Here is a 20,754-nt window from a genome sequence, read left to right on the forward strand (position 1 = left end):
CAGCAAGTCGAAGCGGGTAAATATGTCCTACAGACTGCAAATACCTTTTCCGACAGCGCCGGCTCAGGCATCCACCATCGCCATCGCCTCCTCGACATCCACGGCTACCAGTCGCGAACATCCCGGCTCGTGCATCGTCACGCCCATCAACTGGTCGGCCATTTCCATGGCGATCTTGTTGTGGGTGATATAGATGAACTGCACGGTCTGCGACATCTCTTTGACCAAGCGTGCGTAGCGTCCAACGTTAGCGTCATCCAGTGGCGCGTCAACCTCATCGAGCATGCAGAACGGCGCCGGATTCAACTTGAAGATCGCAAAAACCAGTGCCAGTGCGGTCAGGGCTTTTTCGCCGCCGGACAGCAAATGGATGGTGCTGTTCTTCTTTCCGGGCGGCTGCGCCATGATCGTCACCCCTGTATCGAGTAGATCTTCGCCCGTCAGTTCCAAATACGCGCGTCCTCCACCGAAAACTTTCGGGAAAAGCGCCTGTAAACCGCCATTGATCTGATCAAAGGTATCTTTGAAACGGTTACGGGTTTCCTTGTCGATCTTGCGGATGACGTTTTCCAGGGTCTCCAGGGCTTCCACCAGATCGGCGTCCTGGGCATCCAGATAACGTTTACGCTCGGATTGTTGCGTGTATTCGTCGATCGCCGCGAGGTTGATCGCGCCCAGGCGCTGAATGCGTGCGGCGATGCGTTCCAGTTCTTCTTCGGCCTCCTTCTCACTGGCCTCGGCGCTCAAGGTATCGAGCACGCCGTGCAAATCGTAGCCGTCTTCCAGCAGTTGATCCTGCAGCGCCTTGCGGCGCACGGTCAGGGCCTGCCATTCCATGCGTTGCTGTTCGAGCTGGCCTCGGATCAATTGCGATTGCTGCTCGGCCTGTGTCCGGCGTTTTTCCGCGTCGCGCAGTTCGCGGTCGGCGTCTTCCAGGGCGATTTGAGCAGTCTTGAGTTCGTCGTCAACGCTCATGCGCTTGTCGAGCAACTCTTCGAGTTTGAGGCGCAGCTCTTCCAGCGGCGCCTCGCCCTCCTCCAGATTCAGACTGAGCTGTTCACGTTTTTCAGTGAGGCGCTCGGCCTGCATCTCCAGACGCTCCAGCGCCTGACGGGTCGAGTCGTGTTGTGCGCGCAGCGAGCCCAGGCGTACGGCCAATTGATGGGCGTGGTCCTTGTGCTGGCGAGCTTCCTGACGCACGCGGTCGAGGCGTTCGCGCAGGCTGTCGCGATGGGCCAGCAGCAACTCGCGCTGCTCGGTGTCGAGGGCCATGGCGTCGAGGGCGTCCTGCAACTGGATCCGCGCCTCGCCGATGTTTTCGTATTCCAGTTCGCGCTGCTCGGCGAGCTCGACCAGTTCCTCGTCGAGACGAGTACGACGCAGCGTCAACTGTTCAGCCTTGGCTTTGCCGGCTGAAAGTTGAGCTTTCAATTCGCCTTGCTGACGGGCTTCGTCCTGCAGCAAACGACGCAGATGTTCGCGGCCGTTTTCCTGCTGACGCTGTTGCGCACGCAGAGTTTGCAGACGGGTTTCCATGGCTTCGACCGTGGCTTCGCGTTCTTCGCGTTCCGCATGCAGCGATTCGATTTCCTGGCCGCGCGCAAGCATGCCGCTTTCGGCCTCGCTGGCGCGGCGTACCCGCAGGAAGTGCCGGCCGACCCAGTAACCATCACGGCTGATCAGGCTCTGCCCGGCAGCCAGCTGGCCGCGCAAAGCCAGTGCCTGCTCAAGGCTGTCGACCGGTTTGACCTGACCCAGCCATGGCGACAGATCTACCTGCGCCTCGACCTTGTCCAGCAGGCTGCCGGCCACGCGCACGCCGTCATTGCCGGGGCTGAGCAAACGCAGATCGCCCTGGGCAAAACCGGACAGATCGAAGCCTGCAAAGTCATCCACCAACACCGCTTGCAGGTCGGCGCCGAGCACGGTTTCCACCGCCAGCTCCCAACCGGCCTCGACCTTCAGGCCTTCGGCCAGACGCGGGCGTTCGGCGAGGTTATGTTCCTTCAACCATTCGGCGGTGCCGGTGCCAGGATCGAGCGCGGCCTGCTGCAAGGCTTCAAGCGATGCGAGGCGACCGTTGAGCCGCTGCAAATCACCCTGCGCCTGTTGCTGCGCAGTTAGCGCCTGCTGTAATTCCTGGCGCAGTTGCTCGAGTTTTTCGACCTGGGCTTCTTCACTGGTCTGCAGATCTTCAAGGGTCGCTTCGGACTCGGCGAGCTGCTCGCTGAGTTCCATGATCGCCGCGTCTTCCGGATCGGCCGACAACAGCGCCCGCTCTTCGCCCAGACGTTTTTGCCGATCGGCCAGACGCTCCATGCTGGTTTCCAGCTGCTGGATACGCGACTGCTGCACTTCAGCCTGACGGCGCGGTTCGGCGGAGGTCAGGTTGAAGGCGTCCCACTGCTCCTGCCAGCCGTGCATGACGGTTTCGGAATCTTCCAGCGCCGCGGCGGCTTCTTCGGCGGCGGCGTTGGTGATTTCCTGCTCGGGGGTCAGTTGATCGAGTTCTTCGCCGAGGGTCAGCAGCAAGGTGCGGTCGTGGCCCAGATGCGATTCGGTTTCGAGGCGCGCGCGCTCGGCTTCCTTCAAGTCGTCCTGCAACTGGCGCAAGCGTTGCTGGCCGTGCTGGATGCTCTGCTCGACCCGGGCGATATCGCCGCCGACCGAATAGAAGCGCCCCTGCACCAGATTGAAGCGCTCGGACAGGTCATGGTGACCGTCGCGCAGGCGCTCAATGGCGGCGTCGGCGTTGCGCTGCTCGGCGACCAGCGCTTCGAAGCTGATTTCCTGGTTGCCGATGATCGACTCGCGCTGACCGACCTGATCGTTCAGATCCTGCCAGCGCAGGGCCGACAGTTGCGCCTTGAGCTGGCGCTCTTCGGCTTTGAATTCCTGATACTTCCTCGCGGCTTCGGCCTGACGGTGCAAGCGTTCGAGCTGGCGTTCGAGTTCTTCGCGCAGGTCGGTCAGACGGGCAAGGTTTTCGTGGGTGCGGCGGATGCGGTTTTCGGTCTCGCGCCGGCGCTCCTTGTATTTGGAAATACCGGCGGCTTCTTCGATGAAGTTGCGCAGGTCTTCCGGCTTGGATTCGATCAGCTTGGAGATCATCCCCTGTTCGATGATCGAGTAACTGCGCGGGCCGAGGCCGGTGCCAAGGAAAATGTCAGTGATGTCGCGGCGACGGCATTTGGCGCCGTTGAGGTAATAAGTCGTCTGGCTGTCGCGGGTCACTTTGCGGCGGATCGAAATTTCCGCGTACGCCGCCCACTCGCCCAGCAGCGTGCCGTCGGAGTTGTCGAACACCAGTTCGATGCTCGCCTGACTCACCGGTTTGCGACTGGTCGAGCCGTTGAAGATGACGTCGGTCATCGACTCGCCGCGCAGGTTCTTCGCCGAGCTTTCGCCCATCACCCAGCGTACGGCGTCGATGATGTTCGACTTGCCGCAACCGTTCGGCCCGACGACCGCCGCCATGTTGCTGGGGAAGTTCACCGTGGTCGGGTCGACGAAGGATTTGAACCCCGCCAGTTTGATGCACTTGAGGCGCAAGGTCAGGCAACCGTCAGGGCGGACACCACCAGATCGCAGCTGCGCTGGGCGTAAGCCGTCAGCACAATGCGGATCTGCGGCAGGTCACGGGCGAGGACGGCGGCCAGCAAGCGCTCGAACAGTTCGAGGAACTCGCTCATCTCGGCCTTGCGCTGCTCCAGCGCGAGGAAGTACGCACGGCTCATGGCCGGTTGCAGGTTTTCGACAGTTTCCTGCAGGTACGGGTTGTTGGCGAACGGGTACGCGGCGCGCATCACGTTGAAGCTGTCGTCGACGAAGGTGCGGATGTCCTGACGCTCGTAGCTGGCGGTCAGGCGCTGCTGGATCTGCACGAACGGCGCCATGTCGGACTGGACTTGCCAGCCATTGGCCACTGCGTTGCCGAGCAGGATGTACAGCTCGCTCATCAACGTGCACAGGCTCTGCACCTTGTGCGCCGTCAGCTCGGTGACGTGGGCGCCGCGACGCGGCAGGATCGCGATCAGATGACGGCGCTCGAGGATCAGCAGGGCTTCGCGGACCGAGCCGCGGCTGACGTTCAGCGCCAGCGTGACCTTCTGTTCCTGGATACGCTCTCCCGGCTTCATTTCGCCGCGAATGATCCGTTCGGCGAGGTGGTGAGCGATTTGCTCGGCGAGGCTGTCCGGCGCCTTGAACGTCATGGTTGTCCTTCAAACTCTTCGATCTGCACAAGCGGCGCAGTGTAGCGCAATGCGCGTTCATGGCGGAGTGCCCGCACAGCGGTTTTTGGCACGAATCCCGCAAAAAAGCGCTTGATCCAATGAGGGTCAATACTGAAGAGACGCGTTGCAAAGTGACAAAACGGTTTTTCCTGACCTTTAAGTCAGAAAACCATTGACCGAAAAGTCAGACCTGCTAAATTCGGCTCAAGTCGCTTAACAACAATAATGAGTCTGCGAGGCCTTCCGTGATCCAGTTTTTACTCAACCAGGAACTCCGTAGCGAGCACGCCCTGGACCCGAACCTGACTGTGCTCAACTACCTGCGTGAACACGTGGGCAAATCCGGCACCAAAGAAGGCTGCGCCAGCGGTGACTGCGGCGCGTGCACGGTGGTGGTCGGCGAGTTGCAGACGGATGACGACGGCCGCGAGCACATTCGCTATCGCAGCCTCAACTCGTGCCTGACGTTCGTTTCGTCACTGCACGGCAAGCAATTGATCAGTGTCGAAGACCTCAAGCACCAGGGCGAACTGCACAGCGTGCAGAAAGCCATGGTCGAGTGCCATGGTTCGCAGTGCGGTTTCTGCACCCCCGGTTTCGTGATGTCACTGTTCGCCCTGCAAAAGAACAGCGATGCACCGGATCATGCCAAGGCCCACGAAGCGCTGGCCGGCAACCTTTGCCGCTGCACCGGCTACCGGCCGATCCTGGCCGCCGCCGAACAATCCTGCTGCGGCAAGCAACCGGATCAGTTCGACGCCCGTGAAGCGGAAACCATCGCCCGCCTCAAAGCCATTGCCCCGACGTCGATCGGCGAACTCAACAGCGGCGACAAACGCTGCCTGGTGCCGCTGACCGTGGCCGATCTGGCCGACCTCTACGACGCGTACCCACAGGCCCGACTGCTGGCCGGCGGCACCGATCTGGCGCTGGAAGTCACCCAGTTCCACCGCGCCCTGCCGGTGATGATCTACGTCGGCAACGTCGCCGAGATGAAGCGCATCGAGCACTTCGATGACCGCATCGAAATCGGCGCCGCCACCGCCCTCTCCGACTGCTACGAAGCGCTGAATGCCGAGTACCCGGACTTCGGCGAACTGCTGCACCGCTTCGCCTCCCTGCAGATCCGCAACCAGGGCACCTTGGGCGGCAACATCGGCAACGCCTCGCCGATCGGTGACTCGCCACCGCTGCTGATCGCCCTCGGCGCGCAGATCGTGCTGTGCAAGGGCGAGACCCGCCGTACGCTGAACCTGGAAGATTACTTCATCGATTACCGGGTCACCGCGCGTCAGGAAAGCGAGTTCATCGAGAAAATCATCGTCCCTCGCGCCACCGCCGAGCAGCGCTTCCGCGCCTACAAAGTCTCCAAGCGTCTGGACGATGACATCTCCGCCGTCTGCGCCGCGTTCAACTTGCGCGTCGAAAACGGTGTGATCACTGACGCCCGCGTCGCCTTCGGCGGCATGGCCGCGATCCCGAAACGCGCCGCCCATTGCGAAGCCGTGCTGCTAGGCCAGCCGTTCAACAACGCTGTCGTCGAACGTGCCTGCATCGCGCTGGGCGAGGATTTCACCCCGCTCTCGGACTTCCGCGCCAGCAAGGAATACCGCCTGCTCAGCGCGCAGAACCTGCTGCGCAAATACTTCATCGAACTGCAAACACCGCACATCGAGACTCGGGTGACCGCTTATGTCTAACCATCACGGCGTAGAGAAAACACAAGCTGAACTGGCTGAACTGTTCGCCAGAGACCTGACCACCGGTGTCGGCCGCAGCGTCAAGCACGACAGCGCCGCCAAGCATGTGTCCGGCGAAGCGCAGTACATCGATGACCGGCTCGAATTCCCCAACCAGTTGCACGTTTACGCACGATTGTCGGATCGCGCCCACGCGAAAATCATCAGTATCGACACCAAGCCCTGCTACGCCTTCGAAGGCGTGCGCATCGCCATCACCCACGAAGACGTGCCGGGCCTGAAAGACATCGGCCCGCTGCTGCCGGGCGATCCGCTGCTGGCCATCGATGACGTGCAGTTCGTCGGCCAACCGGTATTGGCCGTGGCCGCGAAAGATCTGGAAACCGCACGCAAGGCCGCCATGGCCGCGATCATCGAATACGAAGATCTGGAACCGGTGCTCGACGTGGTCGAAGCCCTGCGCAAGCGCCACTTCGTGCTCGACAGCCACACCCACCAGCGCGGCGACTCGGCCAATGCCCTGGCCACCGCTGAACATCGCATTCAAGGCACGCTACACATCGGTGGTCAGGAACACTTTTATCTGGAGACGCAAATCTCTTCGGTGATGCCGACCGAAGACGGCGGCATGATCGTCTACTGCTCGACCCAGAACCCCACCGAAGTGCAGAAACTGGTGGCCGAAGTCCTCGACGTCTCCATGAACAAAATCGTCGTCGACATGCGCCGCATGGGCGGTGGTTTCGGTGGCAAGGAAACCCAGGCCGCGAGCCCGGCGTGCCTGTGCGCCGTGATCGCGCACCTCACCGGCCAGCCGACCAAGATGCGCCTGCCACGGGTCGAAGACATGCTGATGACCGGCAAGCGTCACCCGTTCTACGTCGAGTACGACGTCGGCTTCGACAGCACCGGGCGCCTGCACGGGATTGCGATGGATCTGGCCGGCAACTGCGGCTGCTCGCCTGACCTTTCGGCCTCGATCGTTGACCGGGCGATGTTCCACTCGGACAACTCGTACTACCTCGGCGATGCGACCATCAATGGTCACCGCTGCAAGACCAACACCGCATCGAACACCGCCTACCGTGGTTTCGGCGGCCCCCAAGGGATGGTCGCGATCGAAGAAGTGATGGACGCCATCGCCCGTCACCTCAACCTCGATCCGCTGGCCGTGCGCAAGGCCAACTACTACGGCAAGACCGAGCGCAACGTCACCCATTACTACCAGACCGTCGAGCACAACATGCTCGAGGAAATGACCGCCGAACTGGAAGAAAGCAGCCAGTACGCCGAGCGCCGCGAAGCGATTCGTCGCTACAACGCCAACAGCCCGATCCTGAAAAAAGGCCTGGCGCTGACCCCGGTGAAATTCGGCATTTCCTTCACCGCCAGCTTCCTCAACCAGGCCGGTGCGCTGGTGCACGTCTACACCGACGGCAGCATCCACCTGAACCACGGTGGCACGGAAATGGGCCAGGGCCTGAACACCAAAGTCGCGCAGGTCGTGGCCGAAGTGTTCCAGGTGGAAATGGACCGAGTGCAAATCACCGCGACCAACACCGACAAGGTGCCGAACACCTCGCCAACGGCGGCGTCCAGCGGTGCCGACCTTAACGGTAAAGCTGCGCAGAACGCGGCGGAAATCATCAAGCAGCGCCTCGTCGAGTTCGCTGCGCGGCATTACAAGGTCAGCGAAGAAGACGTGGAATTCCACAACGGCCACGTCCGTGTGCGCGACCACATCATGACCTTCGAAGCACTGATCCAGCTGGCGTATTTCAATCAGGTCTCGCTGTCGAGCACCGGGTTCTACAAGACCCCGAAAATCTACTACGACCGCAGCCAGGCCCGTGGCCGGCCGTTCTACTACTTCGCCTTCGGCGCGGCGTGCTGCGAAGTGATCGTCGACACCCTGACCGGCGAGTACAAGATGCTGCGTACCGACATCCTCCACGACGTCGGCGCCTCGCTGAACCCGGCCATCGACATCGGCCAGGTCGAGGGCGGCTTCGTCCAGGGCATGGGCTGGCTGACCATGGAAGAACTGGTCTGGAACAACAAGGGCAAGCTGATGACCAACGGCCCGGCCAGCTACAAGATCCCGGCCGTGGCGGACATGCCGCTGGACCTGCGGGTGAAGCTGGTGGAAAACCGCAAGAACCCGGAAGACACGGTGTTCCACTCCAAGGCTGTGGGTGAGCCACCGTTCATGCTCGGCATCGCCGCGTGGTGCGCGATCAAGGATGCGGTGGCCAGCCTTGGCGACTACAGGCATCAGCCGAAGATCGACGCGCCGGCGACTCCGGAGCGGGTGTTGTGGGGTTGCGAGCAGATGCGTCAGCTCAAGGCGGTGAAGGCCGTAGAAGCTGAAACCGAGTTGGCTCCGCTCTAGGACCGAGGCGCGGCCTTCGCGAGCAAGCCCGCTCCCACATTGGATTTGCACAAGTCCAACAGTCAGCACATATCCCTGTGGGAGCGGGCTTGCTCGCGAAGAGGCCCGAACAGACAACGAAGATGTCGAGGTGAACATGTACAACTGGATCGACGCCCTCGCCGACCTGCAGAACCAGGGCGAACCCTGCGTTCTGGTGACGATCATCGAAGAGCTCGGCTCGACGCCGCGCAATGCCGGCTCGAAAATGGTCGTCAGCGCCCGCCAGACGTTCGACACCATCGGTGGCGGGCACCTGGAATACAAAGCCATGCAGATCGCCCGCGAAATGCTCGCCAGCGGCAGGCAGGACACTCATCTCGAGCGCTTCAGCCTTGGCGCCAGCCTCGGCCAGTGCTGCGGCGGTGCCACGGTATTGCTGTTCGAACCGATGGGCCAGGTACAGGCGCAGATCGCCGTGTTCGGCGCCGGTCATGTGGGCCGCGCCTTGGTGCCGCTGCTCGCCAGCCTGCCCTGCCGGGTGCGCTGGATCGATTCCCGGGAAGAGGAATTTCCCGAACAGATTCCTCACGGCGTGCGTAAAATCGTCGCCGATGAGCCTGTGGATGAAATCGACGACCTGCCCGCCGGCAGCTACTGCATCGTCATGACCCACAACCATCAGCTGGATCTGGAACTCACCGCCGCGATCCTCAAGCGCAACGACTTCACCTGGTTCGGCCTGATCGGTTCGAAGACCAAACGCGCCAAGTTCGAACATCGCCTGCGTGACCGTGGTTTCGACGCCAGTGTCGTGCAACGCATGCGCTGCCCGATGGGCATCAGCGAAGTCAAAGGCAAGTTGCCTGTGGAAATCGCCATCTCCATCGCCGGCGAAATCATCGCCACCTATAACGCCAATTTCGGCCAGCACACCGCCAGCGCCGAACCGATTGCCAAACTGCTGCCGATTTCGCGCCGCAGTCAGGCCGCCACACTCAAAGCCTCAAACTGATTAGAGAACCCTCATGCCTCTGACTCGCAAAGCCTACCGCGCCGCCATCCTGCACAGCATCGCCGACCCTGCCGAGGTCGGCATCGAAGCCTCCTACGAGTATTTCGAGGACGGCCTGCTGGTGGTCGATGGCGGCAAGATCAGCGCCCTCGGCCACGCCAGCGAACTGCTGCCGACCCTGCCGGCGGACATCGAGATCACGCATCACAAGGATGCACTGATCACCCCGGGTTTCATCGACACCCACATCCACCTGCCGCAGACCGGCATGGTCGGCGCCTACGGCGAGCAATTGCTCGACTGGCTGAACACCTACACCTTCCCGTGCGAAAGCCAGTTCGGCGACAAGGCCCACGCCGATGAAGTGGCGGACATTTTCATCAAGGAGCTGCTGCGCAACGGCACCACCACCGCATTGGTGTTCGGCAGCGTGCACCCGCAGTCGGTGAACTCGTTCTTCGAAGCGGCCGAGAAGCTGGACCTGCGGATGATCGCCGGCAAGGTGATGATGGACCGCAACGCGCCGGACTACCTGACCGACACCGCCGAATCCAGCTATGTCGACAGCAAGGCGCTGATCGAGCGCTGGCACGGCAAGGGTCGCCTGCACTACGCCGTAACCCCGCGCTTCGCCCCGACCAGCACCCCGGAACAACTGACCCTCGCCGGCCAGTTGCTGACTGAATACCCGGATCTGTACATGCAGACCCACATCAGCGAAAACCTCAAGGAAATCGAGTGGGTCAAGGAGCTGTTCCCGGAGCGCAAGGGCTACCTCGACGTCTACGATCACTACCAGTTGCTCGGCGAGCGTTCGGTGTTCGCCCACGGCGTGCACCTGTGCGACGACGAATGCGCGCGTCTGGCGGAAACCGGTTCGGCGATTTCGTTCTGCCCGACCTCGAACTTCTTCCTCGGCAGCGGCCTGTTCAACCTGCCGATGGCCGAGAAGCACAAACTGAACGTTGGCCTCGGCACTGACGTCGGCGGCGGCACCAGTTTCTCGCTGCTGCAGACCCTGAACGAAGCCTACAAGGTGATGCAACTGCAAGGTGCGCGCCTGAGTCCGTTCAAGTCGCTGTACCTCGCCACTCTGGGCGGCGCGCGGGCACTGCGCCTGGAAGACAAGATCGGCAACCTGCAACCGGGTTCCGATGCCGACTTCCTGGTACTCGACTACAACGCCACACCGCTGCTGAGCTACCGCCTGAAGCAGTCCAACAACATTGCCGAAACATTGTTTGTGCTGATGACCCTGGGCGATGACCGCACCGTGGCCCAGACCTATGCGGCGGGTGCGCTGGTGCACCAGCGCTAGTTTTCTGCAGACAAAAAAATCCCCCGGCGGTGTTCACCCCGGGGGATTTTTATTGCCTGTCGATTCGCTTCAGAGCTTGGCCGCAGGCCGCCCCGGCTTCTTGGTCTGCAAAAGATGCGAGAACACCGCATGCAGATCGTCCGACGCGCTTTCCTCATCGAGGTTGAGCTTGCTGTCGATGTGGTCCATGTGATGCATCATCAGGTCCACCGCCAGCTCGCCGTTGCGCGCTTCGATGGCGTCGATCAACTGGGTGTGTTCGTCGTAAGAGCAGTGCGAACGGTTGCCGCTTTCATATTGGGCGATGATCAGCGACGTCTGCGAAACCAGGCTGCGCTGGAAGCTGATCAATGGTGCGTTCTTCGCCGCTTCGGCCAGTTTCAGGTGGAATTCGCCGGAGAGACGGATGCCGGCGCCGCGATCGCCACGGGAGAAGCTGTCGCGTTCGTCATTGACCATCTGCCGCAATTCAGCGATCTGCTCGGCCGTGGCGTGCTGCACCGCCAGCTCAGTGATTGCGCGCTCCACCAGACGCCGGGCGAGGAACACTTGACGCGCCTCTTCGACGCTCGGGCTCGCCACTACCGCGCCACGATTCGGCCGCAACAGCACCACGCCTTCATGGGCCAGGCGCGAGAGCGCGCGGCGAATGATGGTGCGGCTGACCCCGAAAATTTCCCCCAGCGCTTCTTCGCTCAACTTTGTACCGGGCGCCAGGCGCTGTTCGAGGATGGCCTCGAAGATATGCGCATAGACAATATCGTCCTGGGTTCCGCTGCGGCCGGCTTTGCCTGCTCGCGGTTGTTTCTTGAGGGGTTGCAACTGTTCGTTCATGGGCACTCGAGTCGGGAAGAACTGCGGCGAATTGACCGTGACTGTAATACGGCACAGTGGGTCGCTGGCAAGTATCGCGTAAAAAACAGCGCGATTGTACACAATGGAAGGTGGCAACACGACTGTACGGCTGTTTGTGACTTCGGCTGTATTGCAACGCATCGTTACGTTTGAGTTTAGGCTTAAACCCGAAATCCGTGGCTTGAACAAGGAACGCCGCTGTCATGAACGAAATCACCCACACCCGACTGCGCCCCTTCGCGGACACATCGCCCTCCGCCATCGTCGCCGGATTCATCGCGATGATGACCGGCTACACCAGTTCGCTGGTGCTGATGTTCCAGGCCGGGCAAGCCGCGGGCCTGACCAGCGGGCAGATTTCCTCGTGGATCTGGGCGATTTCCATCGGCATGGCGGTGTGTTCGATCGGCCTCTCGCTGCGCTATCGCACGCCGATCACCATCGCCTGGTCAACGCCCGGCGCAGCCCTGCTGATCACCAGTCTTGGCGGCGTTACCTACGGCGAAGCCATCGGCGCTTACATTACCTGCGCGTTGCTGGTGACGATCTGCGGTTTGACCGGCAGCTTCGAACGCCTGGTAAAAAAGATCCCGGCATCGCTGGCGGCCGCGTTGCTGGCGGGGATTCTGTTCAAGATCGGCAGCGAAATCTTTGTCGCCGCGCAGCACCGCACCGGCCTGGTGCTGGGGATGTTCTTCACGTATCTGCTGGTCAAGCGCCTGACGCCGCGTTATGCGGTGCTCGCCGCGCTGCTGATCGGCACCGCGCTTTCGGGCTTCATGGGGCTGCTGGATTTCAGCGGTTTTCACCTGGAAGTGGCAACACCGGTCTGGACCACGCCGCACTTCTCCCTCGCCGCGACCATCAGTATCGGCATTCCGTTGTTTGTCGTAGCGATGACCTCGCAGAACATGCCCGGCGTCGCCGTGCTGCGCGCCGACGGCTACAACGTCCCGGCCTCGCCGTTGATCACCACCACAGGCATTGCCTCGCTGCTTTTGGCGCCGTTCGGTTCCCATGGCATCAACCTCGCAGCGATCAGCGCGGCAATCTGCACCGGGCCCCATGCCCATGAGGATCGCAACAAACGCTACACCGCCGCGGTGTGGTGCGGGATTTTCTACGGGATTGCCGGGGTGTTCGGCGCCACGCTGGCGGCGCTGTTTGCCGCGCTGCCCAAGGAACTGGTGCTGTCGATTGCCGCGCTGGCGTTGTTCGGTTCGATCATCAACGGCTTGAGCATTGCCATGACCGAGGTGAAGGAACGGGAAGCGGCGCTGATCACCTTCATGGTCACGGCGTCGGGGCTGACGCTGTTCTCCATCGGTTCGGCGTTCTGGGGGATTGTTGCGGGGGTGCTGACCTTGCTGATCCTGAACTGGCGCAAGGCATGATTCGTTAAAAAGCAGGCATAAAAAAACGGCGACCCGAGGGTCGCCGTTTTTTTCAGTATCACTTGGCCGCGTTGATCGGCTTTTCAGGATACCAGACGTCCAGCAGCGGGCTGATTTCAGTGGTGGTCAGCTCGGAGCGGGTTTTCAGCCAGGCTTCGACAGCAGCGCGCTGCTCTTCGGAGACCGAGCCACGCTTCTGCAGGCAAACCAGACCGAAGTCTTCGCCGCCGACATAGCCCAGACCGTTGGCTTCCATGGCTTCTTTGATGAATGCTTCGAGGAAAGCGTCAATGGCTTCTTCGGACAGGTCTTCTTTGAAGCCCAGGTTCAGTTCGAAACCCAGCTCTTGAAATTCATCGACGCACAGTTTTTTGCGCAGACGCTGGGAACGGTTAGTCGCCATTGGAACAATCCTCTTAAGTAATAACGGCCGGCACTTTACCAGTTTAAGGCGGCGATTGCCCGCCTATCCGGGACGTGCGTACGACCGCCCGTAAAAAAATAACCGATTGGGCCCCTTGGGAAAGGCACAAGCTGTTACACCTTGGGGCATAATGCCGACACTTTCATGACCACTGAGGGCCTTTTCATCCATGTCCTCGTCTTTTTCCCCTCGGCTGTAGGGTTTTATTTCATATGATCAAATCGTTGCGTCCTCTGCTCCTGGCCGGCCTTCTTCTTCCCCTGGCCCTGCCCGTCTCCGCTGCCACCATCAACACGTCCCTGACCCCCAACGTCGAAAAAGCCCTCAAGGCCAGCAAGCTGCAGCCCACTGCCCTGTCGCTGGTGATGGTGCCGCTGGACGGCCCGGGCACGCCGACCGTGTACAACGCCGATGTGTCGGTCAACCCGGCCTCGACCATGAAACTGGTCACCACCTACGCGGCGCTGGAAATGCTCGGCCCCAACCATCAGTGGAAAACCGAGTTCTACACCGACGGCGACCTGAGCGGCGGTATCCTCAACGGCAACCTCTACCTCAAGGGCGGCGGCGATCCAAAGCTGAACATGGAAAAACTCTGGCTGCTGATGCGCGACCTGCGCGCCAACGGCGTGACCCAGATCACCGGCGACCTGGTGCTGGACCGCAGCTTCTTCATTCAGCCGCAACTGCCGGAATTCAACGATGACGGCAATGACGAGAACAAGCCGTTCCTGGTCAAGCCCGACTCGCTGCTGGTCAACCTCAAGGCCCTGCGTTTCGTGGCCCGCAATGACGGCGGCCGGGTACTGATTTCAGTAGAACCACCGATTGCCAGCATCAAGATCGAGAACACCGTCAAGGCGCTCAACTCCAAGCAATGCACCGGCGGCGTGCGCTACAACCCGGTAACGCAGGCCGATGGCAGCGTGACCGTGACCGTTGCCGGTCAGTTGGGCGAAGGCTGCAGCTCGCAGACTTACCTGTCGCTGCTCGACCACGCGACCTACACCGCCGGCGCCGTGCGGGCGATCTGGAAGGAACTGGGCGGCAGCATCCAGGGCAAGGACCGTCTGGCCCCGACGCCGAGCAACGCCAAGGTGCTGGCCCGTGCCTTCTCGCCGGATCTGGCGGAAATCATCCGCGACATCAACAAATACAGTAACAACACCATGGCCCAGCAGCTGTTCCTGAGCCTTGGCCAGAAATTCCGCAACGAAGCCGACGGCGATGACGCCAAGGCCGGGCAGCGCGTGGTCCGCCAGTGGCTGGCGAGAAAAGGCATCACCGCGCCGCATCTGGTGATGGAGAACGGTTCCGGCCTGTCCCGTGCCGAGCGCGTCAGCGCCCGGGAAATGGCCGCGATGCTGCAAGCCGCGTGGCACAGCCCTTACGCGGCCGAGTACATCAGCTCGCTGCCGATCGCCGGCATGGACGGCACCATGCGTAAACGCCTGAAGACCACTGCGATGCGGGGCGAAGCCCATGTCAAGACCGGCACTCTGAACACCGTGCGTGCTATCGCCGGCTTCAGCCGCGACGTCAACGGCAACACCTGGGCCGTGGTGGCGATCCTCAACGACAAGGCGCCGTTCGGCGCGTCGTCGGTTCTGGATCAGGTGCTGCTGGATCTCTACAAACAACCGCGAGCGCCGCAGACCGCTTCGGTTTTGTAACCCTGTAAATGATTGTTCCCACGCTCTGCGTGGGAATACAGCCCGTGACGCTCCGCGTCACTGGACGCGGAGCGTCCCTAGAGGCGTTCCCACGCAGAGCATGGGAACGATCATTCGAATGGATCAGTGCATCTGCCGCTCGACCCTATCCCGCCCGCCCTGCTTCGCCGCATAAACTCCCGAATCCGCCCGCAACAACAGCGAGTCGGCGCCCTCTCCCGGCCGCCAGCTGGCAATCCCGAAACTCGCGGTCACCACACCGACCACATCCACCGGCGCCCCGCGCAGGCCTTGCCACAACTCCACGGCCAGCATGTACGCGTGATCACCGTCGATGTCCGGGCACAGCACCATGAACTCTTCGCCACCCAGACGACAGAACACATCAGTCCGCCGCAGTCGATGGCCGATGCGCTCGCACACCGCCTGCAACACTTGGTCGCCGACCGCATGGCCGTACTGATCGTTGATCCGTTTGAAGTGGTCGATATCGAGCATGATCACCGACAATTCGCCGCCCCCGCGCTCGACCCGGGCCATTTCAGTGGTCAGGCGTTCCTGGAAATAGCGCCGGTTGTGAATGCCGGTCAGCGCATCGGTCACCGACAGTGCGCGCAATTCTTCCTCCACGCGCTTCAGGTCGGAGATGTCCGAAATGTAGCCATGCCAGAGCACGCCACCGCCCGGCAGCTCCTCGGGCGTCGCTTCGCCGCGTACCCAGCGCAGCCCGCGCTCGGGCAGTTGCACGCGGTACTCTTCACGCCACGGACTGAGGTTGTCCGCCGAGGCGCGGATCGACTTGCGCACACGGCTGACGTCCTGCGGATGAATCCGGGTGAAGATTGATTCGGCATTGAGCAGCAGCACGTCGGGTTCCAGCTCGTAGATCTCGCGAATGCCGTCGCTGGCGTAGATCACGCTGAAGCGCCCGTCGAATTCCATCTTGAACTGATAGATGCCGCCGGGAACGTGGGCGCTGAGCTTCTTCAGCAGCACGTCCCGCGCCGCCAAGGCCTCGTGTACACGCTTGCGTTCGGTGATGTCGATGCAGATCGCCAGGTGCCCGACCCACAGCCCCTGCTCGTCCAGCACCGGGGTGGCGAGCATGTTCACCGGCAGATGGCTGCCGTCCTTGCGCACCAGCGTCCACTCCCGCGCCTCATGCCCGCCGACTTCGCCGCCCTCCACCAGCATCGCCTGGCAGGTCGGGATGGCCTTGCCATAGCGGGCGCTCAGCTCCGCCGCACGGGTAATCAACTCACGGGGGAAATGCAGGTTTTCCAGGGTCATGTGGCCGACCACCTCGGCGCTGCGATAGCCGAGCATCTGCTCCGCGCCGGGGTTGAAGGTGTTGATCACCCCGCGCAGGTCGGTAGCGATGATCGCCACTTGAGTCGCCGCGTTGAGCACTCCGCGCAACTGGCCATGGGTGCCCCGCAGTTCCTGCTCGCGCTCATGCAGCTCCTGGGTGCGCAACTCGACCATGCGCAAGGCCCGCTGACGCTGACTGACCAGCACATACAGCAGCGCACTGAGCAGCAGGCTGAGCAGACCGCCGAGAATCACCACGCTGCCAACCGACGAATGGTTAGCCTGCAGGAAGGACTCGCTGGGCGAGATATCGACCTGATAGTCATGATCGGCCATGCGCACCAGCCGCGTGGTCGACAGATCGCTGGGCGCCGGGTCATTGGTCGACTCGAACAGCACCTCGTGCTGATCATTGGTCGACAGGTCGAGGATGCGCACCGAGAGGTAATCATGCAGGGCGTCCGGCAGCCCGTCGGCAAGCAACTGGCGCATGCTGATCACCGCCATCACATAACCGAAGGACTTGGGCTCACCCTCGCGCCGCACCGGCGCCACCAGCAGCACGCCCCGCGCATAGGCCGGTTCGATACTGACCAGATGCATCGGCTGCGACACCGCCAGGCCGCCGAGCTGGTCGGCGCGCTCGAGGGTCGAGCGACGCAACGGCTGAGCCAGCAAGTCATAACCCAGTGGGGAACCCAGGCGGCTCTGGGTCTGGCTGTACACCACGACGACGTACTCATCCCGGGCGGCGGCCAGTTGCAGTTCGCCGCGGGCATTGAGTTCGCGCACGCTGAAGGTGCTCAGGCCTTCGTCGCGCACCCTTTGCTCGAACGCGGCGCGCTCGGCACCGCTCACCCGCAAGGCAAACGAATAGGCCTGGGTGCGCAGTAATAAAGGTTGGGTGTAGCCATCGAATTCGGCGCGGGACACCGATTCGGAGTTGGCAAAGAACCGGCGCAGGCCGTCGAGGCGCTGCTCCTGATCCTGAAAGCGTTCTTCGATACGGCTGTAACGCTCATTGGCCAGCAGTTGGAAACGCTGGCGCAACTGGCTGTGAAACTGATTGAGGGTGGCCCAGGCCAGCAGCCCCGTGAGAATCCCGCCGGCGAGCAATACCAGCAGCGCGACCAGCCAGGCCGAGACTTCTTCGCTGATAAAACCCAGGATCTTGGGGCGCACGGGGTGCAACGACATATGGGCCACTCACTACGCCAGTACTTACGGGATAACCCCATTGGCCGTGAGTGAGTTATAGCTATTAGCCATTAATTTGGCTAGCTCTGATCGGATCCAAGAACCTTTAAAATCAAGGCTCTGTGGATCCAATTATGCAAAGCGTCAACGAGCCGTGATTTTCCAGGCGCGGTGGATCTTGCCGTTGCGGGCGAAATCCGGATCGATGGTGCTGGCGGTGATTTCCTCGACCGCATAACGCTCGGCCAGGTTGTCTTCGAGCTGGAACTTGCGGAAGTTGTTGGAGAAGTACAACACCCCGCCGGCTGCCAGACGAGCCATGGCCAGGTCGATCAACTGCACCTGGTCACGCTGCACGTCAAAGATCCCTTCCATGCGCTTGGAGTTGGAGAAGGTCGGCGGGTCGATGAAGATCAGGTCGTACTCGTCCCGGCTGCTTTCCAGCCATGCCATCACATCGCCCTGCTCCAGACGGTTTTTGTCAGAGAAGCCGTTGAGCGACAGGTTGCGGCGCGCCCAGTCGAGGTAGGTTTTCGACAGGTCGACGCTGGTGGTGCTGCGTGCACCGCCCTTGGCCGCGTGCACGCTGGCGGTCGCGGTGTAGCAGAACAGGTTGAGGAAGCGCTTGCCGGCGGCTTCTTTCTGAATCCGCATGCGCATCGGCCGGTGATCGAGGAACAGCCCCGTGTCGAGGTAGTCGGTGAGGTTCACCAGCAACTTCACGCCGCCTTCGGTGACTTCGTTGAACTTGCCCTGGGCCGCCTGACGTTCGTACTGCTTGGTGCCGCTCTGACGCTCGCGGCGCTTGACCACCACGCGACTCTTGTCGATGTTCAGCGCCTGCGGGATCGCCGCCAGAGCGTCGAACATGCGGATCGAGGCCTTTTCCGGGTCGATCGACTTCGGCGCGGCGTATTCCTGGACGTGCACCCAGTCGTGGTACAGGTCGATGGCCATGGCGTATTCCGGCATGTCCGCATCGTAGACGCGGTAGCAGTCGATGCCTTCGCGCTTGACCCACTTGCCCATGGCCTTGAGGTTCTTCTGCAGGCGGTTGGCAAACATCTGCCCGCCTTCGCTCAGGCGTGGCTGCTCGATCACCGGAGCCGGGGCCGGCGTTGGTTTGATCGGGTTACCGTTCTTGTTGTACTTGCGCTCTTGCGGCTCGTCCGGCGCCTGATCGTAGGCAGCCTGCTCGCGCTCGGCCTGACGTTGCTCCGGGGTACGACGTTCGCCAGTGACGAACTGGTCCGGCAGCACTTTGATCAACAGCAGCTTGCACGGCAGCGCGCCGTTCCAGAACGAATACTGTTTATGGCTGCGGATGCCCATGCGCTTGCCCAGGTCCGGCGCGCCGGTGAACACCGCGGCTTCCCAGTTCAGGCAGGCCTGACGCAGACGCTCGCCAAGGTTCTGGTAGAGGTACAACAGGCTGGCTTCGTCGCCCAGACGCTCGCCGTACGGCGGGTTGCAGATCACCAGACCTTTCTGGTTCTGGTCCGGACGCGGTTCGAACGTCGCGACTTCGCCCTGATAGATCTTGATCCATTCGCTCAGGCCGGCACGCTCGACGTTGTTGCGGCCCGGCTGGATCAGCCGTGGGTCGGCTTCATAACCACGGATCCACAGCGGTGGCTTGGCCAGGCCGGCAGCGGCGCGCTCGACGGCCTCTTCGTGCAGTTTCTTCCACAGCGCCGGGACGTGACCGAGCCAGGCGGTGAAGCCCCACTGCTCGCGACGCAGGTTCGGCGCCATATCGGCGGCGATCATGCCGGCTTCCACCAGGAACGTGCCGACACCGCACATCGGGTCAGCCAGCGCGCCACCTTCGGCGGCAATGCGCGGCCAGCCGGAACGGATCAGGATCGCGGCTGCCAGGTTTTCCTTCAGCGGTGCAGCGCCCTGCTGCAGACGGTAGCCGCGCTGGTGCAGGCTGTGGCCGGAGAGGTCGAGGGACAGGATCGCTTCCCCGCGATCCAGTCGCAGGTGAATGCGCAGGTCCGGGTTGAGCTTGTCGATGCTCGGGCGATCACCCTGCGGGGTGCGCAGTTTGTCGACGATGGCGTCCTTGACCTTCAAGGCACCGAAATGGGTGTTGTCGATGCCCGAGCCGTGGCCGCTGAATTCAACTGCCAGGGTGCCGTCGGCGAGCATGTGGTCCTGCCAGTCGACGTCGAGCACGCCGTGGTACAGGTCTTCGGCGTTTTTCATCGGGAAGCGCTTGAGCACCAGCAACACGCGGTTGGCCAGACGCGACCAGAGGCACAGGCGATAAGCGGTTTCCATGGTCGCCATGCCACGCACGGCGGAGGTGTGCTCGCGGGCTTCTTCAAGGCCAAGCCCGACGGCTTCCTCGATGAGCAGGCCTTCAAGGCCTTTGGGGCAAGTGAGGAAGAGTTCGAAACGGTCGGACATGGTTTTTCCAGAGCCTTTGGCTAATGAACCGGCAACGCATTGCCGATCCGGTTTTCAATCAGGCGCTTTTCTACAAGAGCGCCCGCGTGGCACGAAGGTGTGCCGTTCCATCCCCGCTGCTCGGGTCAAAGGAGCTTAGATGCCGGGACAGATAAAAAAGTTGATGCAACAAAATGACTCAAAGCAACCCTTCGTCGAAAAGTACCCGACGGTAAACGTGGGTCATTCTCACTAAGGCATTAAACCTGTCATACAGCGCAGGGCCGATCATACCGGGGTTTGGTGAATAAACATTCATGAAACCTGCCGTTACTTATCGCCATAGCACCCTTTTCGTTACGTCCTTATGACAAAACGGTCATTCCCTCGATGTGACTCATTGGTTAGAACTGGACACAGGTTGACGTCGCAACGGCGTCAACACCTTGGCTCGCCACGCCGGCAGCGAGCCGCCAACGGCAGAGTTTTTCTGCCAGACCTCAATTGAGGTCGACGCGACAAAAACAGTCAACAAGTGAGGGAAACACCCTATGAGAAGACTTAAGCGTGATCCGTTGGAAAGAGCATTTTTGCGCGGATATCAATATGGCGTTGGTGGCAAATCCCGTGAGCTTTGCCCATTTACTCTACCGTCGGTACGTCAAGCCTGGATCAACGGCTGGCGAGAAGGACGCGGCGACAACTGGGACGGTATGACCGGCACTGCGGGAATCCACAGACTCAACGAACTTCACGCCGTCGGCTGACACAGGGCACTTATTCCGACACGACAATCTGATTTCGCAACACCCTGATCACCATGCACGTCCTTCCCGGACGGCGGGCTACGGCCCAGGGGCTCCTTCG

13 protein-coding genes are annotated in these 20,754 nt (G+C 61.6%); 7 read left to right on the plus strand and 6 right to left on the minus strand.

Annotated elements, in window-relative coordinates; translation table 11 throughout:
• Window positions 1-63 precede the first annotated feature (63 nt).
• Together smc and M5B98_RS24510 are read right to left on the minus strand one after the other, a co-directional pair.
• Window positions 64-3,552 carry a chromosome segregation protein SMC gene (gene smc, locus M5B98_RS24505; protein ID WP_248744254.1) on the minus strand — a complete coding sequence of 1,163 codons (3,489 nt, stop codon included), beginning with the start codon at window positions 3,550-3,552 and terminating at the stop codon, window positions 64-66.
• Between the two features lie 2 nt (window positions 3,553-3,554).
• On the minus strand, window positions 3,555-4,214 hold the full coding sequence (locus M5B98_RS24510) for a GntR family transcriptional regulator (protein WP_007952019.1): 660 nt from the start codon (window positions 4,212-4,214) through the stop codon (window positions 3,555-3,557).
• A 266-nt stretch (window positions 4,215-4,480) separates the two neighbouring features.
• On the opposite strand from M5B98_RS24510, the gene xdhA reads away from it, so the two are divergent.
• The 4 genes from xdhA to guaD all read left to right on the plus strand — a co-directional run bounded on the left by xdhA (window position 4,481) and on the right by guaD (window position 10,639).
• Window positions 4,481-5,935: a xanthine dehydrogenase small subunit gene (xdhA, locus tag M5B98_RS24515; RefSeq protein WP_248744255.1), complete on the plus strand. Its 1,455-nt coding sequence runs from the start codon at window positions 4,481-4,483 to the stop codon at window positions 5,933-5,935.
• Window positions 5,928-8,327, plus strand: a complete 2,400-nt coding sequence (gene xdhB / locus M5B98_RS24520; RefSeq protein WP_248744256.1) for a xanthine dehydrogenase molybdopterin binding subunit — start codon at window positions 5,928-5,930, stop codon at window positions 8,325-8,327. The genes xdhA and xdhB overlap by 8 nt, the downstream gene beginning before the upstream one ends.
• A gap of 136 nt (window positions 8,328-8,463) precedes the next feature.
• Window positions 8,464-9,321 carry a xanthine dehydrogenase accessory protein XdhC gene (gene xdhC / locus M5B98_RS24525; protein WP_248744257.1) on the plus strand — a complete coding sequence of 286 codons (858 nt, stop codon included), beginning with the start codon at window positions 8,464-8,466 and terminating at the stop codon, window positions 9,319-9,321.
• 13 nt (window positions 9,322-9,334) lie between these two features.
• The gene (guaD, locus tag M5B98_RS24530) at window positions 9,335-10,639 is read left to right on the plus strand and encodes a guanine deaminase (protein ID WP_085711918.1); all 1,305 of its coding nucleotides are present in this window, start codon (window positions 9,335-9,337) and stop codon (window positions 10,637-10,639) included.
• Between the two features lie 69 nt (window positions 10,640-10,708).
• Here the strand turns inward: guaD and M5B98_RS24535 are convergent, their stop codons facing one another.
• Window positions 10,709-11,473 (minus strand): GntR family transcriptional regulator, encoded by a 765-nt coding sequence (locus M5B98_RS24535; RefSeq protein ID WP_064378756.1) that lies wholly within the window; start codon window positions 11,471-11,473, stop codon window positions 10,709-10,711.
• A 224-nt stretch (window positions 11,474-11,697) separates the two neighbouring features.
• Between M5B98_RS24535 and M5B98_RS24540 the strand changes: the two genes are divergently transcribed.
• A complete protein-coding gene (locus M5B98_RS24540; protein WP_114882039.1) occupies window positions 11,698-12,888 on the plus strand; it encodes a benzoate/H(+) symporter BenE family transporter in 1,191 nt (396 codons plus the stop codon).
• Between the two features lie 58 nt (window positions 12,889-12,946).
• On the opposite strand, the gene M5B98_RS24545 is transcribed toward M5B98_RS24540, so the two are convergent.
• Complete coding sequence (locus tag M5B98_RS24545) at window positions 12,947-13,291, minus strand: YggL family protein (protein WP_085711916.1); 345 nt, start codon at window positions 13,289-13,291, stop codon at window positions 12,947-12,949.
• A gap of 233 nt (window positions 13,292-13,524) precedes the next feature.
• On the opposite strand from M5B98_RS24545, the gene dacB reads away from it, so the two are divergent.
• Window positions 13,525-14,985 (plus strand): D-alanyl-D-alanine carboxypeptidase/D-alanyl-D-alanine-endopeptidase, encoded by a 1,461-nt coding sequence (dacB, locus tag M5B98_RS24550; RefSeq protein ID WP_114882038.1) that lies wholly within the window; start codon window positions 13,525-13,527, stop codon window positions 14,983-14,985.
• Between the two features lie 123 nt (window positions 14,986-15,108).
• Here dacB and M5B98_RS24555 read toward each other — a convergent pair whose 3' ends face one another.
• The gene (locus tag M5B98_RS24555) at window positions 15,109-17,493 is read right to left on the minus strand and encodes a diguanylate cyclase (protein ID WP_248744258.1); all 2,385 of its coding nucleotides are present in this window, start codon (window positions 17,491-17,493) and stop codon (window positions 15,109-15,111) included.
• Between the two features lie 144 nt (window positions 17,494-17,637).
• On the minus strand, window positions 17,638-19,908 hold the full coding sequence (rlmKL, locus tag M5B98_RS24560; RefSeq protein WP_085711913.1) for a bifunctional 23S rRNA (guanine(2069)-N(7))-methyltransferase RlmK/23S rRNA (guanine(2445)-N(2))-methyltransferase RlmL: 2,271 nt from the start codon (window positions 19,906-19,908) through the stop codon (window positions 17,638-17,640).
• 530 nt (window positions 19,909-20,438) lie between these two features.
• Here rlmKL and rmf point away from each other — a divergent pair.
• Window positions 20,439-20,654, plus strand: coding sequence for a ribosome modulation factor (gene rmf / locus M5B98_RS24565; protein WP_003223300.1), 216 nt, complete (start codon window positions 20,439-20,441; stop codon window positions 20,652-20,654).
• The last annotated feature ends 100 nt before the right edge of the window (window positions 20,655-20,754 follow it).

The organism is Pseudomonas sp. MWU12-3088, assembly GCF_023242405.1.
Lineage (GTDB): Bacteria > Pseudomonadota > Gammaproteobacteria > Pseudomonadales > Pseudomonadaceae > Aquipseudomonas > Aquipseudomonas kribbensis.

What these genes read in the sequence shown, in the direction of transcription:
- M5B98_RS24510 (WP_007952019.1), bottom strand. Translation starts at nt 4,214, where the DNA reads ATGACGTTCAAGGCGCCGGACAGCCTCGCCGAGCAAATCGCTCACCAC.
- xdhB (WP_248744256.1), top strand. Translation starts at nt 5,928, where the DNA reads ATGTCTAACCATCACGGCGTAGAGAAAACACAAGCTGAACTGGCTGAA.
- xdhC (WP_248744257.1), top strand. Translation starts at nt 8,464, where the DNA reads ATGTACAACTGGATCGACGCCCTCGCCGACCTGCAGAACCAGGGCGAA.
- guaD (WP_085711918.1), top strand. Translation starts at nt 9,335, where the DNA reads ATGCCTCTGACTCGCAAAGCCTACCGCGCCGCCATCCTGCACAGCATC.
- M5B98_RS24535 (WP_064378756.1), bottom strand. Translation starts at nt 11,473, where the DNA reads ATGAACGAACAGTTGCAACCCCTCAAGAAACAACCGCGAGCAGGCAAA.
- M5B98_RS24540 (WP_114882039.1), top strand. Translation starts at nt 11,698, where the DNA reads ATGAACGAAATCACCCACACCCGACTGCGCCCCTTCGCGGACACATCG.
- M5B98_RS24545 (WP_085711916.1), bottom strand. Translation starts at nt 13,291, where the DNA reads ATGGCGACTAACCGTTCCCAGCGTCTGCGCAAAAAACTGTGCGTCGAT.
- dacB (WP_114882038.1), top strand. Translation starts at nt 13,525, where the DNA reads ATGATCAAATCGTTGCGTCCTCTGCTCCTGGCCGGCCTTCTTCTTCCC.
- M5B98_RS24555 (WP_248744258.1), bottom strand. Translation starts at nt 17,493, where the DNA reads ATGTCGTTGCACCCCGTGCGCCCCAAGATCCTGGGTTTTATCAGCGAA.
- rlmKL (WP_085711913.1), bottom strand. Translation starts at nt 19,908, where the DNA reads ATGTCCGACCGTTTCGAACTCTTCCTCACTTGCCCCAAAGGCCTTGAA.
- rmf (WP_003223300.1), top strand. Translation starts at nt 20,439, where the DNA reads ATGAGAAGACTTAAGCGTGATCCGTTGGAAAGAGCATTTTTGCGCGGA.